This window comes from Dysgonomonas sp. Marseille-Q5470, assembly GCF_951230145.1.
Lineage (GTDB): Bacteria > Bacteroidota > Bacteroidia > Bacteroidales > Dysgonomonadaceae > Dysgonomonas.
In genome coordinates this window covers 23,795-46,896 of the sequence record NZ_CATNVE010000004.1, presented here as the reverse complement: position 1 = coordinate 46,896, position 23,102 = coordinate 23,795, and the positions used below count along the sequence as shown (strand labels likewise).

Annotated in this window: 13 protein-coding genes; 10 read left to right on the top strand and 3 right to left on the bottom strand. The window is 39.7% G+C overall.

What is annotated here, in order from left to right; all coding sequences use genetic code 11:
* Nucleotides 1-66 precede the first annotated feature (66 nt).
* Nucleotides 67-1,362: an O-acetylhomoserine aminocarboxypropyltransferase/cysteine synthase family protein gene (locus QOX35_RS08830; RefSeq protein ID WP_283686610.1), complete on the top strand. Its 1,296-nt coding sequence runs from the start codon at nucleotides 67-69 to the stop codon at nucleotides 1,360-1,362.
* Nucleotides 1,363-1,452: 90 nt separating this feature from the next.
* Here the strand turns inward: QOX35_RS08830 and QOX35_RS08825 are convergent, their stop codons facing one another.
* Nucleotides 1,453-3,450, bottom strand: coding sequence for a retaining alpha-galactosidase (locus QOX35_RS08825; protein ID WP_283686609.1), 1,998 nt, complete (start codon nucleotides 3,448-3,450; stop codon nucleotides 1,453-1,455).
* Between the two features lie 145 nt (nucleotides 3,451-3,595).
* Nucleotides 3,596-4,984, bottom strand: a complete 1,389-nt coding sequence (locus QOX35_RS08820) for a Gfo/Idh/MocA family protein (protein WP_283686608.1) — start codon at nucleotides 4,982-4,984, stop codon at nucleotides 3,596-3,598.
* A gap of 191 nt (nucleotides 4,985-5,175) precedes the next feature.
* On the opposite strand from QOX35_RS08820, the gene QOX35_RS08815 reads away from it, so the two are divergent.
* The 9 genes from QOX35_RS08815 to QOX35_RS08775 all read left to right on the top strand — a co-directional run bounded on the left by QOX35_RS08815 (nucleotide 5,176) and on the right by QOX35_RS08775 (nucleotide 21,398).
* Nucleotides 5,176-5,754: an RNA polymerase sigma-70 factor gene (locus QOX35_RS08815; RefSeq protein WP_135104489.1), complete on the top strand. Its 579-nt coding sequence runs from the start codon at nucleotides 5,176-5,178 to the stop codon at nucleotides 5,752-5,754.
* A gap of 62 nt (nucleotides 5,755-5,816) precedes the next feature.
* Nucleotides 5,817-6,800 (top strand): FecR family protein, encoded by a 984-nt coding sequence (locus QOX35_RS08810; protein ID WP_283686606.1) that lies wholly within the window; start codon nucleotides 5,817-5,819, stop codon nucleotides 6,798-6,800.
* Between the two features lie 221 nt (nucleotides 6,801-7,021).
* Entirely contained in the window at nucleotides 7,022-10,450 is a 3,429-nt protein-coding gene (locus QOX35_RS08805) for a TonB-dependent receptor (protein ID WP_283686605.1), read from the top strand.
* 29 nt (nucleotides 10,451-10,479) lie between these two features.
* Nucleotides 10,480-12,096, top strand: a complete 1,617-nt coding sequence (locus tag QOX35_RS08800) for a RagB/SusD family nutrient uptake outer membrane protein (protein ID WP_283686604.1) — start codon at nucleotides 10,480-10,482, stop codon at nucleotides 12,094-12,096.
* Between the two features lie 62 nt (nucleotides 12,097-12,158).
* A complete protein-coding gene (locus QOX35_RS08795) occupies nucleotides 12,159-15,086 on the top strand; it encodes a GH92 family glycosyl hydrolase (RefSeq protein ID WP_283686603.1) in 2,928 nt (975 codons plus the stop codon).
* A 14-nt stretch (nucleotides 15,087-15,100) separates the two neighbouring features.
* A complete protein-coding gene (locus QOX35_RS08790) occupies nucleotides 15,101-15,955 on the top strand; it encodes an endonuclease/exonuclease/phosphatase family protein (RefSeq protein ID WP_135104484.1) in 855 nt (284 codons plus the stop codon).
* A gap of 68 nt (nucleotides 15,956-16,023) precedes the next feature.
* Nucleotides 16,024-17,988, top strand: a complete 1,965-nt coding sequence (locus QOX35_RS08785) for an alkaline phosphatase (RefSeq protein WP_283686602.1) — start codon at nucleotides 16,024-16,026, stop codon at nucleotides 17,986-17,988.
* 122 nt (nucleotides 17,989-18,110) lie between these two features.
* Complete coding sequence (locus QOX35_RS08780) at nucleotides 18,111-19,565, top strand: PA14 domain-containing metallophosphoesterase (RefSeq protein WP_283686601.1); 1,455 nt, start codon at nucleotides 18,111-18,113, stop codon at nucleotides 19,563-19,565.
* Nucleotides 19,566-19,790: 225 nt separating this feature from the next.
* On the top strand, nucleotides 19,791-21,398 hold the full coding sequence (locus QOX35_RS08775; RefSeq protein WP_283686600.1) for an MGH1-like glycoside hydrolase domain-containing protein: 1,608 nt from the start codon (nucleotides 19,791-19,793) through the stop codon (nucleotides 21,396-21,398).
* A 54-nt stretch (nucleotides 21,399-21,452) separates the two neighbouring features.
* Here the strand turns inward: QOX35_RS08775 and QOX35_RS08770 are convergent, their stop codons facing one another.
* Nucleotides 21,453-22,991 (bottom strand): family 43 glycosylhydrolase, encoded by a 1,539-nt coding sequence (locus QOX35_RS08770; RefSeq protein WP_283686599.1) that lies wholly within the window; start codon nucleotides 22,989-22,991, stop codon nucleotides 21,453-21,455.
* Nucleotides 22,992-23,102 lie beyond the last annotated feature (111 nt).

The following is a 23,102-nucleotide window of genomic DNA, read 5'->3' as shown; positions in this document are numbered from 1 at the left end:
TCTTTATTTAGTTATGAGTAATTGATTTTAAAATCAATTACTCTCATTTTATAAAAACAAAAAAATATGAGCAACTATAAATTTGAAACGTTACAAGTACATGCCGGACAAGAGGTAGATCCGGTTACACGATCACGTGCTGTACCTATTTATCAAACAACGTCATACACTTTTGATGACGCACAACATGGAGCCGATTTGTTTGGACTTCGTAAATTCGGGAATATATACATTCGTCTGATGAATCCGACTACAGATGTATTTGAAAAACGTATAGCTGCTCTTGAAGGCGGAACATCTGCTCTGGCAACAGCATCAGGTCACTCCGCTCAATTTTTGGCGCTTAACAACATATTGTCACAGGGAGACAACTTTGTTACTACTTCCCATCTGTATGGTGGTACACACAATCAGTTCAAGTCACAGTTCAAACGTTTGGGAGTAGAAGCACGCTTTACACCGGATGACGAACCGGCTTCGTTTGAAAGGCTTATTGATGACAGGACAAAAGCTCTTTATCTGGAGACAATCGGAAATCCCGATCTGAATATCCCTGATTTTGAAGCTATCGCTGCTGTAGCCGACAAATACGAAATACCACTAATTGTAGATAATACGTTCGGTGCAGGAGGTGCACTCTTCCGCCCGATAGAACACGGGGCTACCATTGTAGTAGAAAGTGCTACCAAATGGATAGGCGGACATGGAACATCTCTTGGCGGGGTGATTGTAGATAGCGGTAAGTTCAACTGGGGCAATGGTAAGTTCCCTGAATTTACAGAGCCATCCGACAGCTATCACGGACTCGTATTCTGGGATGTATTTGGAGCAAATGGTCCATTCGGCAATATAGCATTTACGATACGTGCCCGCGTAGAAGGACTTAGAGACTGGGGTAGTACCATCAGCCCGTTCAACTCATTCCTTCTCTTGCAAGGACTGGAAACACTTTCTCTTCGGGTAGAACGTCATGTGGAAAACACATTGGCTGTTGCTAAATGGTTGGAGAAACACCCTAAAGTAGAGTATGTAAACTATCCGGGACTAGAAAGCAGCCCATACCATGCATTGGCTAAAAAATACTTCAAAAAGGGAGCTGGTGGTGTACTTTCTTTCAAAGTAAAAGGATCGGGAGAGAATGCCGACAAAGTGATAAATTCACTCCAACTGATAAGCCACTTGGCAAATGTAGGTGATGCCAAATCTCTCATAATTCACCCTGCAACTACAACTCACGAACAACTTTCGGACGAAGAAAGAGTTTTGGCAGGTGCTATTCCGGGATTGCTACGCTTGTCTGTGGGTATCGAAAACATTGACGATATCATCGCTGATCTGGATCAGGCGCTGAACAATATATAAAATAAAGCCGTGATTATTTTTTTATAAAAGAGGCTGTCTCACAAAATAGTTGAGACAGCCTCTTTTTTTATAATAGAAGAATAATTATTTTTATTTCTTTGTTATTTTCACAACATAACCTCCACCCGGAGCCATTGATATTGGAAGCTTCCGATCGGCAGGAATATCTATTATTTCTTTTTTGTAGTCTTTAGCAACACGATCGGCGTTTATACCGTCTTTAAACACTTCTCCTTTAAAGTTTCCTTCGCCCAAGAATGACAAATCCAGTTCCATAGTACGGGCATCCCAGTTTGTCAATGCACCCACATACCATGCATCTCCCTTTTGACGGGCGATAGCTACATATTTTGCAATTTCGCCATTCAAAGCAACTGTATTATCCCAAACGGTAGGTACAGCAGCGATAAACTCAGTACACTCCTGTTCTGCCATATAGTTTGACGGGCTGTCGCAAAGCATATTCAACGGTGATTCGAAAATAACATATTCAGCGAGCTGACGGCAACGTGTACCTTGGCTCATGGCTTCGTTATTCACGCTTCTGTAATTCCCCTTTGTAGCATTGCGCATCGCACCTTGCGTGTAATCCATAGGCCCTGCTACCTGACGAATAAACGGAATAGTAACATCATAGGTAACCTGATCGAGGTTTTCTGCCCATTTCATTTGCTCCAATCCATTTACGCCCTCGAAGTTAATCACATTAGGATATGTTCGTTGCAAACCTGTAGGCTTGTAAGTACCGTGGTAGTCTAACATCATCTTATATTTAGCAGCCGTTTCTGCACCACGACGGTGAAAATCAACCACAACCTGATCGTCTCTATCCATAAAGTCTACTTTAAAACCTTTGATTCCCATCTCGCTATAATGCTTGCAAACGGCTTCCATATCACGATCGAAAGCATGAAACCCTGCCCAAAGGATAAGACCTACATTCTTCGATTTAGCATAAGCAACCAGTTCGGGCAAATTAATTTCGGGAACAACCTGAAACAGATCGGCTTTCAGGTTCACAGCCCATCCCTCATCCAGAATCACATATTCTATACCATATTTAGATGCGAAGTCTATATAATATTTATACGTCTGATTGTTCACTCCTGTCTTGAAATCTACATTATAAAGGGTCCAATCGTTCCACCAGTCCCATGCTACCTTACCCGGTTTTACCCAAGAGTAGTCACCCTGAGACGGTGTTGCCAGCTTGTACACCATATCGCTATCTGCCAGATCTGAATCTTTTTCAGAAATTATTACTACACGCCAAGGGAAATTAGTAGCACCATCAAATTTTGCAAGGAAATTCTCACGAGATTTTACAACCATCTGCAGATTGTTGTGTCCCCCTTGTTCTACATCTTTCGGAAACGGTGCAAAAATCCCTTTCAGAATATTGGCTTTATCTCCCGGATATAAGAACATTCCCGGATAGTTAAGAAGGTCAGCTTCTACAATGCAAACCTTTTTACCCTTTACTCCCTCTACTACCAAAGGGCTTATGGCAAGTCTTTTCTTATTCCACTCAGACAAAAGATTATGAACATACGGTTGTTCGAATGAATTAAAGAATTGTTCTTCAAAAGACGCCGATTCATATTTATTCGTATAATTGATAAAAGCTTTGCTGTCTGGAGGAAAATTAAACTCAACCTGTTCGCCTTGTACCGCAAATGGCTTCTTAGACGCAGACACAAAACGGTAAGCAATACCATCGTCGTATGCTCTAAAGAGAATACTGTGATCTTTAAATTTGAGCGTAAGCTCATTATAATTATCTTTTATTTGCTTACGTTTATATACATGAGCACTAATTGTCTGATTTACGGTCTTTGTCGATGACCCCGACAACTTCGCGTCTTTTCCATAGAAAGTTCCGTCACTGAGTGACATGGAAATTGTAGACTTGTCGAGCATAAGATCGCCGTTATGCAAAACAGAATAATCGATTGTTTTACCTACATTAATTACAGCTTCCAGCTTACCATTCGGAGATTTAAGATTAAATAACTTCTGGGCTGATACTGTCATTGAAAACAGAGCCGTGCAGAATACGGCTAAAATAATCAAGTAATTTTTTTTCATAAGTATATTTAAGTTTAGAATATAGAGAGTATCACTCCCTTTTGCTAAAATAATTCTTTTTCAAATTTATCCCTACCCCTTTTCACTAAAATGAATACCGACAACTCCTTTTCCTTTATCCTTTTATAAAGGTCTACGAAGGGGATTACTGAGCAAATTTCAATCCTTTTATTTTATTCCACCCTCCACGTGTGAAGTCGGGAATCTCTACAGGAGCTGAATTATTGTCGAGCGAAATTTCCGTTAATGGTATCAGGCTGCACCATTCGGCAAGGTCATACACATCCATATCAAGCGGAAGCCCCCTTTGAAGACAATATATGAGACGATAGTCCATTATGAAGTCCATTCCTCCGTGTCCTCCGACTTTCTTAGCCTGATCTTCTATATCTTTTGCTATAGGGTGTTTATATTTCTCCATCAATGCCACTTGCACATCTTCGGGTACGAAGCTGTGAGCCGTCAAGTTTTCATGATTCTTGGTCAATGCAGGGTCAAGCTCTTCACTGTCTAATGCATATCCTTCTATCGGGTATCTGTTCGCAAATCCCTTTGTCCCGGTAAGCTGATACATACGGTTGTATGGACGAGGTGATGTTACATTATGCTCTATCAATATAGATTTCCCATTCTCTGTTCCAATCATAGTGGTGGTATGATCTCCATTGCGAAAGCCTTTTACTTCTTCATTTCTATTCTTTTTCAAAAATTCAGGATTGCCTATCGCCTTCGTATCCATCGCAACCAAATAGTTCAGTTTATCACCACGATGTATATTCATTGCCTGACATACAGGCCCAAGTCCGTGCGTAGGATACACATCACCTCGGTGAGCTTTATTAAAGTCCATGCGCCAGTCGTTCCAGTACTCATCCCAATATGGTTGTAAACCATGAATATATGCACCTTCGCCATGAATCACTTCACCCAACAATCCTTGCTGTACCATATTTAGGGTTGTGAGTTCGAAGAAATCATATACGCAATTTTCTAATTGCATGCAATGCTTTCTGGTTTGCTCGGAGGTGTTGATCAATCCCCATATTTCATCCATTGTTACAGCAGCGGGAACTTCAATTGCCACATGCTTGCCGTCTTTCATCGCCTGAATACCTATTTTTGCATGCGACAACCAGTCTGTTGCCACATAAACAAGATCTACATTGGGAAGGGCTGTAACCTTACGCCACACAGAGGTGTCTCCATAAAACTCCTGAGCTTTAGGAAGGCCTTTTTCTTGTAGCATTTTATTTACTTTCTCTGTATTTTTTTGCTCTACATCACACAATGCAACAACCTCCACTCCCGGAATATAAGTCATTCGGTTCACAGCTCCGGGGCCTCGCATGCCTAAGCCGATGAATGCTACACGCACCACATGTAAGGGTTCGGTTCTCAACTCGAGTACATCTGTTTGTCCTGCCGGACGCTCTTGAACAGGAGTTTTCAATAAGAGAGATTGTTCTTTTGGTTGCTGAGCTCCACAGTTAAACGTTAACAAACATGAAGAAAATAAAATAATGAATTTTTTCATGGTGAATATTTTATGTTTAAAATATTTTACTTCAAGGTCTATATTTACAGATTAAAGATTAATCTTCTATTTTCTGAATATAAGGAAGGTATAAAGATAAGGGAAATCTTACATATTATTTTCTTAATTAACATTTAAGCCTGAAAATATATCATACATTTGCAGGATGTTTGTTATATATCAGTTTTCGAATGGAGAGGGAAAACACATATGATAGATTGTTTGATCTGATAAAAGAAGATGATCACAATGCCTTCGACAGGCTATATAATCTTTTTTATGCACCATTATGCGTATTTGCAAACAGATACATATCCGACCAAGACTCTGTTAGAGATTGCATACACGATGTGTTCTTAAAAATGTGGAGAGACCGAAAAAATATATTTATCAATACCTCTGTCCGTTCCTACCTTCTTACTGCAACACGAAATCACTGCCTCAATTTGATAGAAAAGCAAAAAACACAAATGACATACGAGCAGTATATATTGAATACGTACGACCCCTACACTTCTGACGATTTATATTCTGTTGAGGAACTGGAAAATTTGATTGAAAAAGCAATAAATGAACTTCCCGAAAAATACAGGGAAGTATTCAGAATGAGCCGATTTGAACATCTTACTTATAAAGAAATAGCCGAAAGAAAAAATATTTCGATAAAAACAGTAGAAGCATACATGCATAAATCGCTGATTATATTATCGGTATCATTAAAAGATTTCCTACCTTACGTTCTCCTTTTCCTTTTCTTCAACAAAAATTAATTTTTTTCATAGGGTGACCTATGAGTTATCTGTCTTATATATAGAAGCCACTAAATTCTATTATGGATAAAGAAAAATTTGAAAAGTTAATATTCAAGTTTCACAACAAAGAACTAAGCTCTGAAGAAAAAGTAGAGTTTGAGTCTTTTTTGTCGTCTTCTGACGAAGCTCGTAAGATATTCCATCAATGGAACCTTGTGTATAAGGCTTCGCAAGCACTGTCTATAAACAAAGAGATTCCTGAAATACCGTTCTCTTTGGCGGAAAAGAAAACAATCAACTGGCGTCGCTGGCTAGCCAATTCGGCTGCAATCATCACAATTCCTTTGATATTAGGCTTCACATACCTGCTGATAGATAAATACAAGACAGGCCCTGTGGTCTATAACGAAGTAGCTGCAACAAATGCCAAAGTAGTAAATATCTCTCTACCCGACGGGTCGAAAGTATCTCTGTATGCAGGGTCAACACTCAAATATCCTGATCGGTTTTCTGATGAAGAGCGGCTTGTTATTTTAGACGGTGAAGGAACTTTTGAGGTGAAATCAAACCCAAAGAATCCTTTCTATGTAGAAACGACAGACGGAACAAGGGTAAAAGCATACGGGACTAAGTTCTCGGTAAGAGATTATGATGCAGATAATACAATACAGGTATATCTGGAACGAGGTATTGTAGACTTCAATTCGCCAAGGCTGAATCACCCGATAACAATGAAGCCTGATACCCGATTGGTGTTTAACAAAACAGATAGAAAATATACAATATCAAACAGTACACCGAACGAGTATGACGCTTACGAACAGGGGATTTTATTATTCAACAATAGGCCGCTCGAGGAAGTCGTACAAAAGTTGAATAGGGTTTATGGGGTAGATATTGTGATACAAGATGAGAGCTTGAAAGAATATCGCTTTACGGCGACGATCAAAGATGAATCAATATATCAGATAATGAACATGCTATCATTGAGTACACCTCAGTTGGAATGGAAAAGACAAGGACAAAAAATAATATTAACTCAGAAACTTAAATCTAAAATTTAAAACCTAAAATCGAACCAGTATGAACAAAATGTGTTATTCCTTTTAATTAAAACTTAATATCGTCGAAGTGATTCCTTAAGAATAAGGATATTCATTTGTATGATGTTTTTTAAAACAAGAAAATTTATGAAAAGACATTACCACTTACTTCTAAGGGGGCTGGATTTTTTTGCTCCATCTGAACCCGTATTTTTCAACATTAACCTTAAAAAAAATATACCATGACATTAATGAAATTTATTTTAGGAGGGAAAAGCAAATATCTCTTATTTTTAGGGCTATTTTTAATGTCCTTCACCGTCCAATCGAAACGGATAGACAGCATTTCCATCAATAGAACTGGAGCTATCCGCTCTGTACTAAAAGAAATAGAAAAAGCGTCTTCTTACCACTTTATGTATAACGACAAACTTATCAACACAGATAAGATTGTATCGATAAATGTAAAAGACAGACCGGTAAATGAAATACTAAATTCACTATTCGAAGATTCGAACATCACTTATACCATAGTAGATGATCAGATTATATTATCTGTTGCCGGAACAAACGAAGTAAAAGATAGTAGACAATCTACACAACCTATTAAAGGTACGATAAAAGATGCTACAACCAACGAACCAATGATTGGAGTTTCTGTTGTGGAAAAAGGAACCACCAACGGTACAATTACAGACATAGATGGTGCATATACTTTAAGCGTAAAAGAGAATTCAACTCTAATATTTTCATTCCTTGGGTATAAACAGCAGAGCATAGCTATAGGTAATAGAAGCACTATAGACGTATTATTAGAAGAGGATGTACATCAACTATCTGAGGTTGTAGCTATAGGTTATGGATCTGCACGCAAGCAAGATTTATCAATGGCTGTTTCAACTATACAGATTGATGAATCTATGAAAAGTCGCCCTTCTGACTTTAATACACTTTTGCAAGGTAGAGTTTCAGGTCTTACTATACAATCGGCTGGAGGAGATCCTCTAAAAGCCGGAACTATTTCTATCCGTGGACGTGGATCGAGAGGTAATGATGGAGATCCAAGCAGTGGTGACGGAATCTTATATGTTGTAGATGGGGTACCGAATGCTCCTTTTAATATGGCAGATGTAGAATCTGTAACTGTATTAAAGGATGCTGCTTCTGCCGCTATCTATGGTGCATCAGTCGGATCTGGAGGTGTGATCATTATCACAACAAAACAAGCGCAGGCCGGCAAAGCAAAAGTTAGCTTGAATATTTACCAAGGTATTCAAAACGTATCTAAAATCCCAGATGTACTTTCTGCAGAACAATATAATCAAGTATGGGCTAAAGCCATTGCTGACAAGTCTCCAGGAAGCTCATCGGTATTACCCACGGTTGCTAATCCACAAATATATCCCTATGGAAATGTAACTCGGACAAAATGGCTTGATGAAGTATTCCGAACTGCATATCAACAACACTATGATCTGAATATAACAGGAGGTACTGATATTATTAAAGCTTTAACTTCTGTTTCATACGATCGTAACGAAGGTATTCTTCTAAATACGTATAAAGAAAGTCTGAATGCAAAGATGAATTTGGATTTTCAGTTAACAAAATGGATGAAAGCTACTCAACGTGCAACATTCCAATATACAAATGGACAAGGAGATGTAAATACCAGTAGCCATCAAGGTGTTCTTATAGGATCGGTATTTTACCCTAGTTCGGCAACGATCTACGAATATAGTGAAGATGGAGAACTTGTATACGACAGTTATGGAAAACCATTATACGGAGGCACTATTCCTAAGTGGGCCGCCGCAACAGGTATCTCCGGATATGGAGAAATAAGAAATCCTGTAGCAACACTTGAACGTCTTAGACAGAATAGGCCATCTTCAACAATATATTCAACTACTAGCATAGAGATAAAGCCAATTAGTCGTTTGACTATCAAATCGGACTTTACAGCAGGCCTAAGATCCGATCGGTATGAATATTTTAGTTCAAGAGTACCTGAAATAGGACTTATTATTGACGATAATTCACGCGGCATATCCACCTCATGGCATACAAACTGGGTATGGGAAACTACCGCAACCTACGCTCAATCATTCAACGACAAACATAACATCAGTTTATTAGGTGGGTATACAATGAGTAAAGATAATGATAGATGGACTAGAACAGTAGTTACAGACTTTGACAAAGAAGATGAACATTCTACGGTTTTTCCTAGCGGAAACAATTGGACAAAAAACAAACCGGAAGAGACAATATGGGATGAGTCTTTGATATCCATGTTTGGACGTGTCGGCTACTCTTTTGACGACAAGTACTTTGCAACAGCGAGCATACGTCGCGATGCGACATCAAAACTCTATAAAGATAATAACTCAGGAGTATTTCCTGCATTTTCTGCATCATGGAAAATTTCATCCGAACCGTTCTTCCATGGATTAAAGCAACATATTGATCTGCTAAAGATAAGAGGGAGCTGGGGACAGGTCGGTAACGTTAAATTGGTACCTCGATACTCTTCAGACGTACCACTATCTTATGTTCAATATCCTCTTATATACGGAGAAAACCTTGATCAAGTTTATTATGGAGTTTACTCAAGTTCTTTATCCAACAAAAACCTGAAGTGGGAGACTACCGAACAAACAGGTATAGGATTAGATCTTACAATGTTGAAAAAATCTTTAGATATCACTGTTGACTACTTTCACAAAACGACAAAAGACCTGATTGAATATATGGCTGTACCTTCTGTCGCTGGGGTCGAAACAGCCCCTTTCGGAAATGTAGGTAAGGTTGTAAATAAAGGTTGGGAATTTGCTGCTACATATAGAAAGACAATAAATGATATAAACTTTAACATATGGGGAAATCTTAGTAGTGTAACAAGCGAAGTAAAAGATCTTGGAGATCTACCTTTCTTACAACACAGTACAACAATGAATAGTATGCAACCTCTACGCTCTGCTGTTGGTGAACCGTGGTATTCTTATTATCTAATAAAAACAGATGGTATTTTCCAAAATCAGGCAGAGATAGATAATTATACAAAAGATGGTAAAAAAATACAACCTAATGCAGTTCCTGGAGATATCAAATTTATAGATTTCAATAATGATGGAACCATTTCAGATAATGATAAACAATATCTAGGGAGTTATTTACCTAAAATCACTTACTCATTCGGTGGTGGTTTCAATATGAAAGGATTTGACTTTAGTTTTATGTTTCAGGGAATATCCAATGTGGAAATTTTTAATGGATTCAAACAGATGGGAATGACTGGAAGGGATGTTGGTAACAATATGTTAGCTGATGTATTGAATTCATGGAATTATAATCCGAATTCAGGAATTCCTCGCCTTTCTATAGCCGGAGATAGTAACGGGAACTATTCTAAAGTATCTGATTTCTTCCTTGAAAGCGGATCATACCTACGCCTCAAAAATATAACATTGGGATATACATTACCCGTAAAAACAATGACCTCTCTAGGCTTAGCAAAAAGTAGCGTACGGTTCTATATAAGCGGAGATAATTTAGCAACTTTTACAAACTACAGTGGTTTTGACCCTGAAGTTGGCAATTTCGGTCTTGATGGAGGTAACTATCCTGTTGCCAGATCATTCAGACTTGGATTAAATGTAAATTTCTAACATAGCATTTTTCAAAAAAAATTACAATTATGAATATATTAAAATATAGCAGAATAAGTATCATTTTAGCAGTTATGTTCATTACTGCTAGTTGTAGCGACTTTCTTCAACCCGATCCATATGGAGCAGGAACAACTGGTAATTTCTGGAAAACTGAAGACGATGTAAAACAGGCTATAAATGCTTTTGCCAGTAGATATGCATATTGGGAAGGTACAGCGGGCCGTGGAATAATGTGGTTTGAGAATTGTAGTGATAACATGGTAACAGGCCGTAATAGCTCGGGAGGTGACGCCATTAAAAATTTTGAAATGGTAGCAGGCAACGACCGTGATGTAAAACAATTATGGCCTCGTATGTACCAACTAATAGCTATGACAAACGATGTATTCCGTTATGTGCCGGGAATGAATATATCAGAGGCTCTAAAAAGTAATGCTCTAGGTCAAGCTCACTTTTATAGAGGATTTGCCTACCTATGGTTATCTCCGTACTATGGCGACAATGGAACTAATGGAGGAATTCCTATTATGACAGAAAACACACCTTTAGATAATTTAGATCAGCCTCGTCCTGCTTCTGTCCTCGAAAACTACGATATGATAATAGATGACTTATATAAAGCAGGAGATCTGCTCCCTCTCTTCTCTCAATTAAGCTCTAATGACTATGGGCGTCCCCACAAAGCTGCAGCTTGGGCTTTCGGAGCACGCGCAGCACTATATGCAGCCCAGTATGATGCAAAATACTACGATACTGTAATCGATTTTTGTAATAAAATTATGGCTCTAACAGGGGAAGATAAGCGTGAATTATTTGATGACGGATCAGCTAATCCTTTTGCAAAATTGTTTACAAAAGAGAATAATTTTTGCAAAGAGTATTTATTCTCTATATTGGGAAATGAGATAGAGGGGCCTAAATTCCATGGAATGTCTTTCCAAAATGGAGGTTTTGGGTATTACAATACATGGGGATACTTCCAACCAACTAAGGAGCTGTATGATGCTTTTGAACCAAATGATGTCCGTCGCGAATCTACAATATTGTCTCCAGGTGAAGAAATCACATTCATTGGTCATAAAATTACATGGGCTGTTAATCCTGCAAATATATCAAGCCCTACTGGTATGACCTTCCGTAAATTTATGTCCATATTTGAAGCTGCTGACTGTATTGGAAAAGATGTAAGTACAAATGGAGATAATCAAAGTAATAGATTAGGGCAGGTACTTATCCGCTATGCTGATGTATTATTAATGAAGGCTGAAGCTCTTATTTGGAAAAACGGTGAAGGTGATGCAGAAGCGAAAGCCCTTCTCAATCAAATTCGCAAACGAGCCAGAATACCAGAGAATAGTACAGCAACCAAAACAGAATTAAAAAATCAACGTCGTTGCGAACTAGCGTTCGAGTTCATGCCTAGTCGTCATTTAGATTTAGTTCGCTGGGGAGATGCTAAAGAAACCTATGCAAGTCCTTTGCATGGTTATCAAACAACTACAGATGGAAAGGATATCACCTCCAAAACGGTGATTCAAGTATGGAAAGCTCGCTCTTATGATCCGAACAAAAACCACGTATTTGCCATTCCAGCTGATGAAATATCAAAAAGCAAAAATCTGAAACAAAATAAAGGATATTAATACCCTTATTTACAATATTCCGGAGGGATTAATCTCTCCGGAATATTAAAAAATCTATTTTAATGAAGAAATTAATACACTCATTATTTGTCGCAATTTTACTTTATAGCTGTACAAATCTACCTAAAAACCCTATCGACTATGTAGACCCATTTATCGGAACAGGTTTTCATGGACACACATATCCCGGAGCTACCACTCCGTATGGAGCAATACAGTTGAGCCCCGACACCCGTACAGGAGACTGGGATGCATGTTCGGGCTATCATTATAGCGATTCTTCTATTTTAGGATTTTCGCACACACACCTTAGTGGAACAGGCTGTGCCGATCTGGGCGACGTGCTTTTCCATCCTACCACCAAAGACATAAAACCGGTATCGAAAGGTTATATTTTCGAGCCTCTTGCCTTTTCGCATCAAGACGAAAAAGCCTCACCCGGATATTATTCGGTTGATTTCAAAGAAGAAGGAATTAAAGCTGAACTGACAGCTACAACATATACAGGTGTACATCGATACACTTTCGAAAAAGATAAAAACCAAGCCATAATTATAGACATGGCGCATGTGTTGGCCGAAGAAGTTATCGACTCGCTCGTTATCAGGCAATCGGCAAACAATGAAGTGTCGGGAATGAGAAGAACTCAGGGATGGGTAACCAATCAGTATGTGTTCTTCGTTGCTCAGTTTTCAAAAGATATTCAGTCTTTCGACTTAGTTAACGATGGTGTCATTCTGGACAAGGATACCAAACCTAAAACGAATAATCAACAAGCCGTTCTCAAGTTTGGCTCTTCGGACGGTACACCCATTATAGCTAAGGTTGCTTTCTCGGTTGTAAGTGAAGAGAATGCACGAAAAAACCTGAGCCACGATGTAGAAGATTTCGACTTTGATGTAGTACACAATCAAGCCCGCAACCTTTGGTCTGAAGCATTATCGGAAATCGTTGTAGAAGGCGGAAACGAACATGATTTGAAAAACTTCTATACTGCCATATATCACTCAAAAGTAGTACCCAATATAATGAGCGACGTAAACGGACAGTTTCGCCGCCATGATATGAAGGTTGGTATATTGCCTGAGGGAGAGAAATATTATTCTACATTTTCTATTTGGGATACATTCCGTGCATGGAATCCTCTCATTACACTAACAGATACTACACTGGTAAATAATATTATCAACTCTTACCTCGATATGTATGATGCCTCGGGCGAGCTTCCTATCTGGCCGCTATCTGCCGGAGAAACAGGCACTATGATCGGCTACCACTCAGTATCTGTAATAGCCGATGCTTACATGAAAGGAATAAGAGGTTTTGATATTGCTAAGGCTTATGAAGCCATGAAGGTTTCGTCCGACAAAAACAAAAAAGGTTCTGACTATTATATCAAATACGGATTTATACCTTCAAACATAAAACGAGAGTCAGTGTCATGCCTTCTCGAATATGCATACGACGATTGGTGTATTGCGCAAATGGCAAAAGAGTTAGGAAAAGAGGATGATTACAAAGTATATACGGAAAGAGCTCTATCATACATCAATGTATTTGACGGACATACCAAATTCTTTAGAGGTAAACGTATGGACGGAAATTGGGACAGCCCTTTCAATCCTTTTGAACCGGGACGTGCATATACAGAAGCTACTGCATGGCAATACCGATTCTTTGTACCGCATGATGTAAATGGTCTTATACAGCTCTTCGGGGGGAAAGATGAATTCACCTCGCAGCTGGATAGCCTCTTTGTTGTGGAGTCAAAAGTTGACGGACACATGTCTGATATCACAGGACTCATAGGGCAATATGCGCACGGCAACGAGCCGAGCCATCATATGGCATACCTATACAATTATGTTGGTCAGCCGTGGAAAACGCAGGCTATGACCCGCCGCATACTATCGGAGATGTATCAGCCAACCCCTGAGGGAATCAGTGGCAACGAAGATTGCGGACAGATGTCTGCTTGGTATATCCTTAGCAGTATAGGTATTTATCCTGTATGCCCGGGCTCGAATGAATTTTCGTTGACAACTCCGCTGTTTGAAAAAGCAACAATTAAATTAGCGAACGGAAAAACATTGACTATAAAGGCTAATCACCCTGAAAAGAATGTGTATATCAACAAGGTTTCTCTCAACGGAAAAGAAATAGCTGCTAATTACATCACCTACCAAGAACTAATGCAAGGAGGGGTGCTCGATTTCAACTTATCATCCACCCCAAACAAGTCCAGAGGCATAGCAGAATCTGACTATCCGCATTCGATGACCACAGGAAAGATTGTTTCGATACCATATACAACAAAAGATCTGGATCTCTTCATTGACAATACAACTGTTGATTTGCATTCGGCGACAAAAGATGTGAAAATTTATTACACCCTCGACGGGAAAGAGCCAACCGAAGAATCAGCACTCTATTCCGAGCCAATAGAAATAGCAGCAACTACAACGATCAAAGCTCGTGCATATAAAGATGGATTTATTCCGAGCCGTATATTTACGATTCAAGCCACAAAAGCTGTATTTAATAACCCTGTAGCAGCCTTGGCGAAAGAGAATGGTACAAACTTTCATTATTACGAAGGATACTTCAGTGCTGTAGACCAGATACAGAAGGCACCTCTCGTAGAGAAAGGAATAATAACCGAACCATCAATAAACGGAGCAAAACAAGCAGATCATTTTGCATTTATATTCACAGGTATTATCTTTGTACCAGAAGATGGCGTCTATGAATTCATGACTACCTCCGACGACGGCAGTGTCTTGTATGTTGATAATATAAAGATAGTTGACAACGATGGTTCGCATGCAGCCATATCTGCCACCGGCCGAATTGCCCTGAAAAAAGGCCACCACACATACAAGCTCCAATACTTTGAGGATTACGAAGGAGAGCACCTGAGTTGGGGTTGGAAAAAACCAACATCCGAGAAGTTTGAGAATATACCAGCATCTAATTTATTCATAAAATAAAAAACCTTGATAAGATGAAAAAGTTATTTTATTTTCTTGCTGTAATCGTGCTATTGACTTCATGTAATAGCAAGCCGGTAGACCTCAATGTAATGAGCTTCAACATTCGTTACGATAATCCTGACGACAGCCTAAACAACTGGCAGTACAGGAAAGATGTTGCGGCAAAGACGATAAAGAATCAGAATGCAGACATCGTAGGAACACAAGAGGTACTTGTAAACCAGCTGAACGACTTAAAATCTCGCCTACCCGAATATAATGCGATAGGAGTAGGTCGTGAAGACGGTATCGAAAAGGGAGAATACAGCGCTATATTATATAAGAAGGATAGATTCAAGGAAATAAAATCCGGTTACTTTTGGCTGAGCGAAACACCCGAAGTGGCGGGGTCTAAAGGTTGGGATGGAGCTTGTGAGCGCATAGCTACATGGGCTATACTGGAGGATATAAGCAGCAAAAAACAACTTTTCTTTATCAATACACACCTCGATCATGTGGGTAAAATAGCGCGTCAGGAAGGTGTAACTTTATTGCTAAGCAGAGCGAATGCTCTTGCTAACGGTTTGCCTATCATTATGACGGGAGACTTTAATGCGACACCCGAATCGGATGTAATCAAACACGTTACAGATGTGAATAGTCCTGAACATCTTATTCATTCGAAAGATATTGCAGTAGAGAAAAGCGGTACAGACTGGACATTCCACGGATTTGGAAAAGTACCTATGGAAAGACGTGAGTTTATCGATTATGTTTTTGTAAGCAAGGGCATCAAGGTAGCTAAACACAGTGTACTCCCTGAAAAATTGGACGATACATTTATTTCAGACCATTCTGTCGTAGTTGCTCAAATAGAAATAAAATAATTATAGAATTTGTGCTATCCTGCGTGTAACGAAGTATAGTCAACAACAATCAAAAAAGGTTTTTAATCATGAGACATATTTTAAACAAAATATATTTATTAGTCTTGTTGACAGGGTTGATAAGTATATCTATCAATGCACAACAACGGATACTCATTCACTCTCATAACGATTACGAGCAAAGAGTTCCGTTTTATCAGGCTTATGCGCAGCAAGTAGCATCTATAGAAGCTGATATTTACACAACAGCGAAAGCCAATGAGTTGAAGGTAGCACACGACCTAAAGGACGTCGCCAATGCCCCGACTATAGACGAGGCATACATCACCCCATTGGTCCATCTATTTAAACAAAATGGCGGGAGACCTTGGAAAAACTCAGATAAAACGCTTATTCTTTTGGTAGATCTGAAAACTCCGGCAAATCCGACTTTGGATATATTAGTATCCAAACTGAAAGCCTATCCTCAGGTTTTCGACGCTACGGTTAACCCTTATGCCGTAAAGGTTGTTATATCGGGGAATCGTCCTGCCGAGAAAGATTATTCTAAATATCCATCATTTATTTCATTCGATGGATATAAAACAGACTATACGCCCGAACAGCTGAAAAGAATAGCAATGATAAGCCTTTCTTTTGCCGACTATTCGGTATGGAACGGTAAAGGATCTATTAAAAAAGCCGAGTTGGAGAAAGTGGTAAAAGTAATCAATGAAGTACACGCATTGGGCAAGCCTATCCGTTTTTGGGGAACTCCCGATGGCGTTACCGCATGGAATACATTCCACAATCTAGGGATAGATTACATTAATACCGACCGCCCTGAAGCGTGTGCTGATTATTTCTCGCATTTCGACAATAAGAATTACCAAATAGGGAAGAATGAAGATATAACCGATGATGTAGCACGTGCCAAAAGGCTGGATAGAACAACAGTTGGATTTCAAGGTTTTAACAACAAGCTTCTGCAACTATCGAAAGGTATCAATGTATATACCCCTACTTACAAAAATGATGGAAGCAACAAGCCTATCAAGAACATCATATTCCTTATTGGTGACGGTACAGGACTTGCTCAATTACAAGCGGGAGCTACAGTAAATAATGCCAATTACAAAAATGGAAACGGACTGACAATCTTCAACATGAAATATGTGGGATTGCAAAACACCAGTGCCAAAGATTCCTATACAACCGATTCTGCCGCAGGAGGCAGCGCATTAGCAACAGGCGAACTCCACAACAACCGCCATATCAGCATGAGTGAAGATGGAGTAGCATACCCATCGATGGCAGATGTAATGTATGCTGCGGGATATGCTTGCGGGGTTGTAACACTGGGTAATGTTGCCGATGCTACCCCTGCCGCTTTTTACGGACACTCGGTAGAAAGAGATAACTCTGATGAAATAACTTCGTATTTGCTCGATGGAAAACTAACCCTTCTGAACGGTGCCGGTATGTCTGTTTTCACACGTCGGAACGATGGCAAGGATATTTTAAGTGAATTGAAAAAACAGTATAGAATCAGCACATCTATTGACGATATCAATGCCGACAACAAGAAGGTTATCTGTATTGACGAACGAATGGATCTGGCTGCATCGGAAGAAACGCTGACAATGCTTGCCGACGCCACAAATCAGGCTATAAAAAAATTATCGACAACAAATGACAAAGGGTTTTTCCTGATGGTAGAAGGTGCAAAAATAGATTATGCCGGACATGCCAATTCTTTTCCGGGCTCTGTAATGGAAACATTAAGCTTCGACTTGGCGGTAAAAGCAGCCCTTGAGTTTGCAGATAGTAATGAAGAAACATTGGTTGTAGTAACAGGCGACCACGAAACAGGAGGTCTTACATTGGTGGACGGAAATGTTGCCAACGGACATCTCACAGCACGCTATATGACCGACGACCACACTCCGCTTATGCTACCTGTTTTTTCTTACGGGCCGGGCTCGTCCGAATTCATAGGAGTGTATAAGAATACTCAGATTTTTCATAAGATGAAAAAATTATTAGGATTGTAAAAAATAATTATACCATCTCTGCCATGCTGAGGCACGAAGCATCCCAAAGCTGAACAGTTTTATAAAAGGGAACAAGACACTTCGTTACACTCGGTATGACAGAGAGAATACAGATAAAGGCCATGAGAAAATATACACTAATACTCGTAACTCTCTTTTGCGCAATTACGTTATTCGCACAAAAGAATAACATACAACTGAAATTCAATAAGGACGGTTATTTTAAGATCGCCCAATTTACAGACCTGCATTGGAGCAACAACTCTCCTAATTGCAGCAAGACTGTTGATGTGATCAAACATGTTTTGGCAACCGAAAAGCCGGATATCGCTATCCTTACGGGTGACGTAGTAACCGATATGCCTGCCAAAGAAGGATGGAAATCTATTGGCAAAATATTTGAAGAGGCTAAAACACCTTGGGCTGTCACCTTGGGAAATCACGATGAAGAAGCAGGGCTTACCCGTGATGAGGTTTTTAATCTTATCGCAAACTACCCTTACTTTATCGGAGAAAAAGGGCCGGAGCTATCGGGATCGGGAAACTATCCGTTAGAAGTTAAGTCGTCGAAAGGAGCTAAGACTGCGGCTGTATTGTATTGCATCGACTCGCACAACAAACCTTCTGCACACAAGTACGGTCATTACGACTGGATACACTTCGATCAGATAGACTGGTACAGAAAAACCAGTGATAAATATACCGCACAAAATGGCGGAACACCGCTTCCTGCTCTTGCATTCTTCCATATTCCTGTATTGGAGTATAACAACGTAGTTGGAAAAGAAAAGACCATCGGCAATAAAGAAGAAGAGGTTGCTTCTCCCGAAATAAATTCAGGAATGTTTTGCTCGATGGTAGAGAAGAAAGACGTAATGGGTGTGTTTGTAGGGCACGACCACGATAACGACTATATAGGTATCGATCAGGGAATAGCTCTCGCATTCGGACGGACAACAGGTGTAGACGCTTACGGTAAATTAGAGAGAGGCGGACGCATTATCAAAATGTATGAAGGCAAGAATCAGTTCGATACATGGATACGCACACCGAAAGGTATCGAGTTTGAATATTATTATCCTTCAGGCTTGTCTTCTGCCGACGAACAAGCAACGGAGTATTTACCTGCAAAAAACATTCAGGTAAAACAACAAGGAGTAGAGTACAAGTATTACGAAGCCGATTTTAAACTAACCCATACAGACATGATCGCTTCTGCCAAACTTGTAAAAGAAGGTACGATGAACAATTTTTCGATTGCCTCTGCTACAGCTAAAGATTCTATGGCATTTGTATTCAAAACATATATCAAAATACCCGAAAAGGGCGTTTATCAATTTTATACTTTCTCCGACGATGGTTCGAAGTTATTGATTGACGGCCAAACTGTTGTTGACAACGATGGTTCTCACAGCCTGAAACGTGCCGAAGGAAAGATTGCTCTCGAAGCCGGATATCACGAATTGAAGTTATTGTATTTCGAAAACTATATGGGAGAATTCCTCGAGGTAGGTCTTTCGAGCCGCAGTATCAGAGAAGATATTATTCCTGATAATATGTTGTATATTGCAAAATAGTTTATCTATATAAGGACACTGTCTTATGTTTCTTATTCTATCCTACCGGAGATGATACTTCTCTTCGTTGAGCGTGATAAAAAATAGAGAAAGGTGACAGATAAAAAACAGAATAAAAAGTGTCACTTTTGTCACCTTTTATTTATATCATACAGGTTATAAGGCTTATATAAAAACAGTATATTTGTAAAAAGTAACAATAAAAATCGATTATAATACCCTAAGATGAAAAGACTTGTTAGTTTAATTATTCTAAACTGTATCGTAACATTCAACCTCTTCTCTCAAGAAAATGAAGAGGTACCTCCAAAATACAACCTACCATACAAAAATACGTATGTAAAGGAAGCGTTGGTTACGGAGAATGAATACCGTATAGCAAAACCCGAGGAAGTAATTCCTAAAAGCTTCGAGGAGGCTAAGGATATATTGCCCAGTCCTATTTGGGAAGGACATGCGAAAGAGATAGAGATGTATTGGAAAGCATGGCAAATAGCGATCAGCAATATCCGTCAGCCACAAAAAGGTTCGGGCTTTGTTTCCAGTTATCTGGATACAGCTTATAACGGAAATATCTTTATGTGGGATTCATCTTTTATGATGATGTTTGCCCGCTACGGATACCGCTTTTTCCCATTCCAACATACATTGGATAACTTCTACGCCAAACAGCATCCCGATGGGTTCATTTGCCGCGAAATCAAAGCCGATGGAGCAGATTGCTTCGAGCGTTACGACCCGACAAGCACCGGGCCTAACCTTCTGCCATGGAGTGAGATGTTATACTACAAGCAGTATGGCGATAACGAACGCTTAGAAAAGATATTCCCGGCACTATGCGCATATTACAAATGGCTGAAACTAAACCGTACATGGCCTAATGGAACATACTGGTCGAGCGGTTGGGGAACAGGTATGGACAACATGCCACGTGTACAGCCTCAGTATAATATGATATATAGTAACGGACACATGGTATGGCTGGATGCATGCCTGCAACAAATATTGATGGCAAATGTATTGCTCGAAATAGGTTTCTATCTGGAACGCTGGCAAGAGATCGAAGAATTTGAGGACGAGATAAAAATGCTTACCAAATATGTACACGACAATCTTTGGGACGAAAAAACGGGATTCTTGTACGATCAGTATGCTGATGGTAGTCTGAGTACAACGATGGGGATGCCTGCATTCTGGGCATTGCATACCGATGTATTGGATGCTAAGCAACTGGATAGAATGGTGAAGCATTTGGACGATCCTAAAACATTCAACCGTCCCCACAGAGTTCCATCTCTTTCGGCCGACAATCCGAAATATAACCCGAGAGGACGCTACTGGCAAGGTGGTGTTTGGCCGGGAACCAACTATATGGTCATCACGGGACTTGATAAGAAAGGATACACCAAACAAGCGAAGGAGATAGCCAAAAACCATTACAATAATGTTTTTGAAGTATACAAGAACACAGGAACATTCTGGGAATATTATGCACCCGAAGCCGCCGAACCGGGATTTATGGCTCGCAAAGACTTTGTGGGTTGGACAGGTCTTCCTCCTATTGCGGTATTTATAGAGTATATCTTAGGTATCCGTTCCGACTACGCCAATCATTCTGTAATATGGGATATTACTCAGACCGAAGCACACGGGATGGAGCGCTATCCATACGGCCCCGACGGCTTGGTTTCGTTTAAAGTTAATAAGCGTAATTCGGCTGATGAAACTCCATCGGTTACGATTGATTCGAACGTTGCTTTCGAGCTAACATTGCTTTGGGGAAAAGACAAGAGTAAAAAGGTAAGTGCTCAGGTAGGCAAGCAAACTATTTGATAATCATATAAAAGGAACTGCCTTAGGTATTGGATTCCTAAGGCAGTTCCTTTATTATTTTATATTCGTCATCTTAAAGTAAGAGAATTCAGCAGGCTGAGAAGTGTCTCCTATTTGTATTATTCCTGGACGGGCAACTCTATCCCATCGGGTTAAATAATCGGCTTGGATAGGAGTCTCATTTATCTTCGTCCAGTTTTCCCCATCCTTACTCCAATAGAAAGTCATATAACAACCTTTCTCTACCTGAGCTCTGAGATAGACAAGCTTCTGTGATATTATTGAATTATAGATCAACGATTGCTGACCATCTTTTATTGATTTCAACTCTAACTTTCCATCCGATACACCCCATACTATGAGATTCTTATCATCTCCATACATGGTAAGTCCTTTTATACTCTTATTGCTATTATTCACCAATGTTTCATAAGTATAATAAGGCGTTTGCGGACGTAGGCATAATGCTGTTCCCCAATCATTCCCTTGCTTTGGTGTGCCACTAAGCAGAAGTTTTCCATTCCGAATTTCAGTCTTTATATCTGAATAAGGGAAGTTCCAAGTCCAATCTATTTTCAACGCACTACCTTCGAATCTATCTTCAAAATCACCAACTCCCATCTGCACAGTTCCGGGATATGGCATAGCTTGCTCTGCTTTACCCACTGTTCCTGTGCGGAAATGTGGCCAACTATCGTCTCCCATGTACATCTCTTGTAATACAGGTTGTCGTCCGGCAAAAAAGCCCTCACCTTTGAAGTAGGCATGAAACAGATAAAACAAACGCCCATCGGGAGTATTTACTGCTGTTCCATGTCCGCAGGATAGATAATCTCCACCACCGCTATGCAGAATCGGATTGCCAGAATACTTCTCATAAGGCCCTTTAAAACTTTTTGAACGGGCAACATATACATCATAATCACTTTGCGGGCCGCAACAACTATGAGGTGAGTAAACGATATAATAATAATCTCCTCTTTTGAAATGGTACTGGCCTTCCATCCCGATCCGCTCATCATCCTTCAATAATGAGAAGGGCTCTCCAATCAATTTTAAGCCATCATCAGACAATTTACTAGCGAGTATCTCTATCGGTCTATCATCGAGCCCGTACGCCTTCCATGATATATACAGCTGCCCATTGTCGTCATAGATAAATGCATCGATCGCTTCTTTTCCTAATTCGACCAAAAGGCCATGATCTGTAAATTCATCTGTAGGACCATTTACTGTAGCAACACCTATGTATGATATTCCATCCGACTTTCGTCGCGCCGTATAATAGCAATAGACCTTATCGTTATGATAAAACAATTCGGGAGCCCAAAAAGAGTTGGAAGTCCATTCGGGTCGCTTGTCAAATATATGTCCGATCTGCGTCCAGTTAACCAAGTCTTTTGAAGTAAATAGCGGATAGTGCGGAGCCCATTCGGAAGAGGTAGCAGTTGCATAATAGGTATCACCTATTCTTATTAAAGACGGATCTGCCATATCTCCACGAATAACAGGATTCAGGAAGTAGTTCTGCTGACTCTTTAGACTAGAAATAAGGGTAAGGCTAAACAAGAGGATAAAACAAACTTTATTCATGATAAAATATTATTAGATCTTTACTTTTCTCGGAATTGTTCTCCGTTAGAAAGATATGTTTCAAATGTTATTTCCGTTAGATTTTTTATTGGGCTTAAGGAATCTGGATTT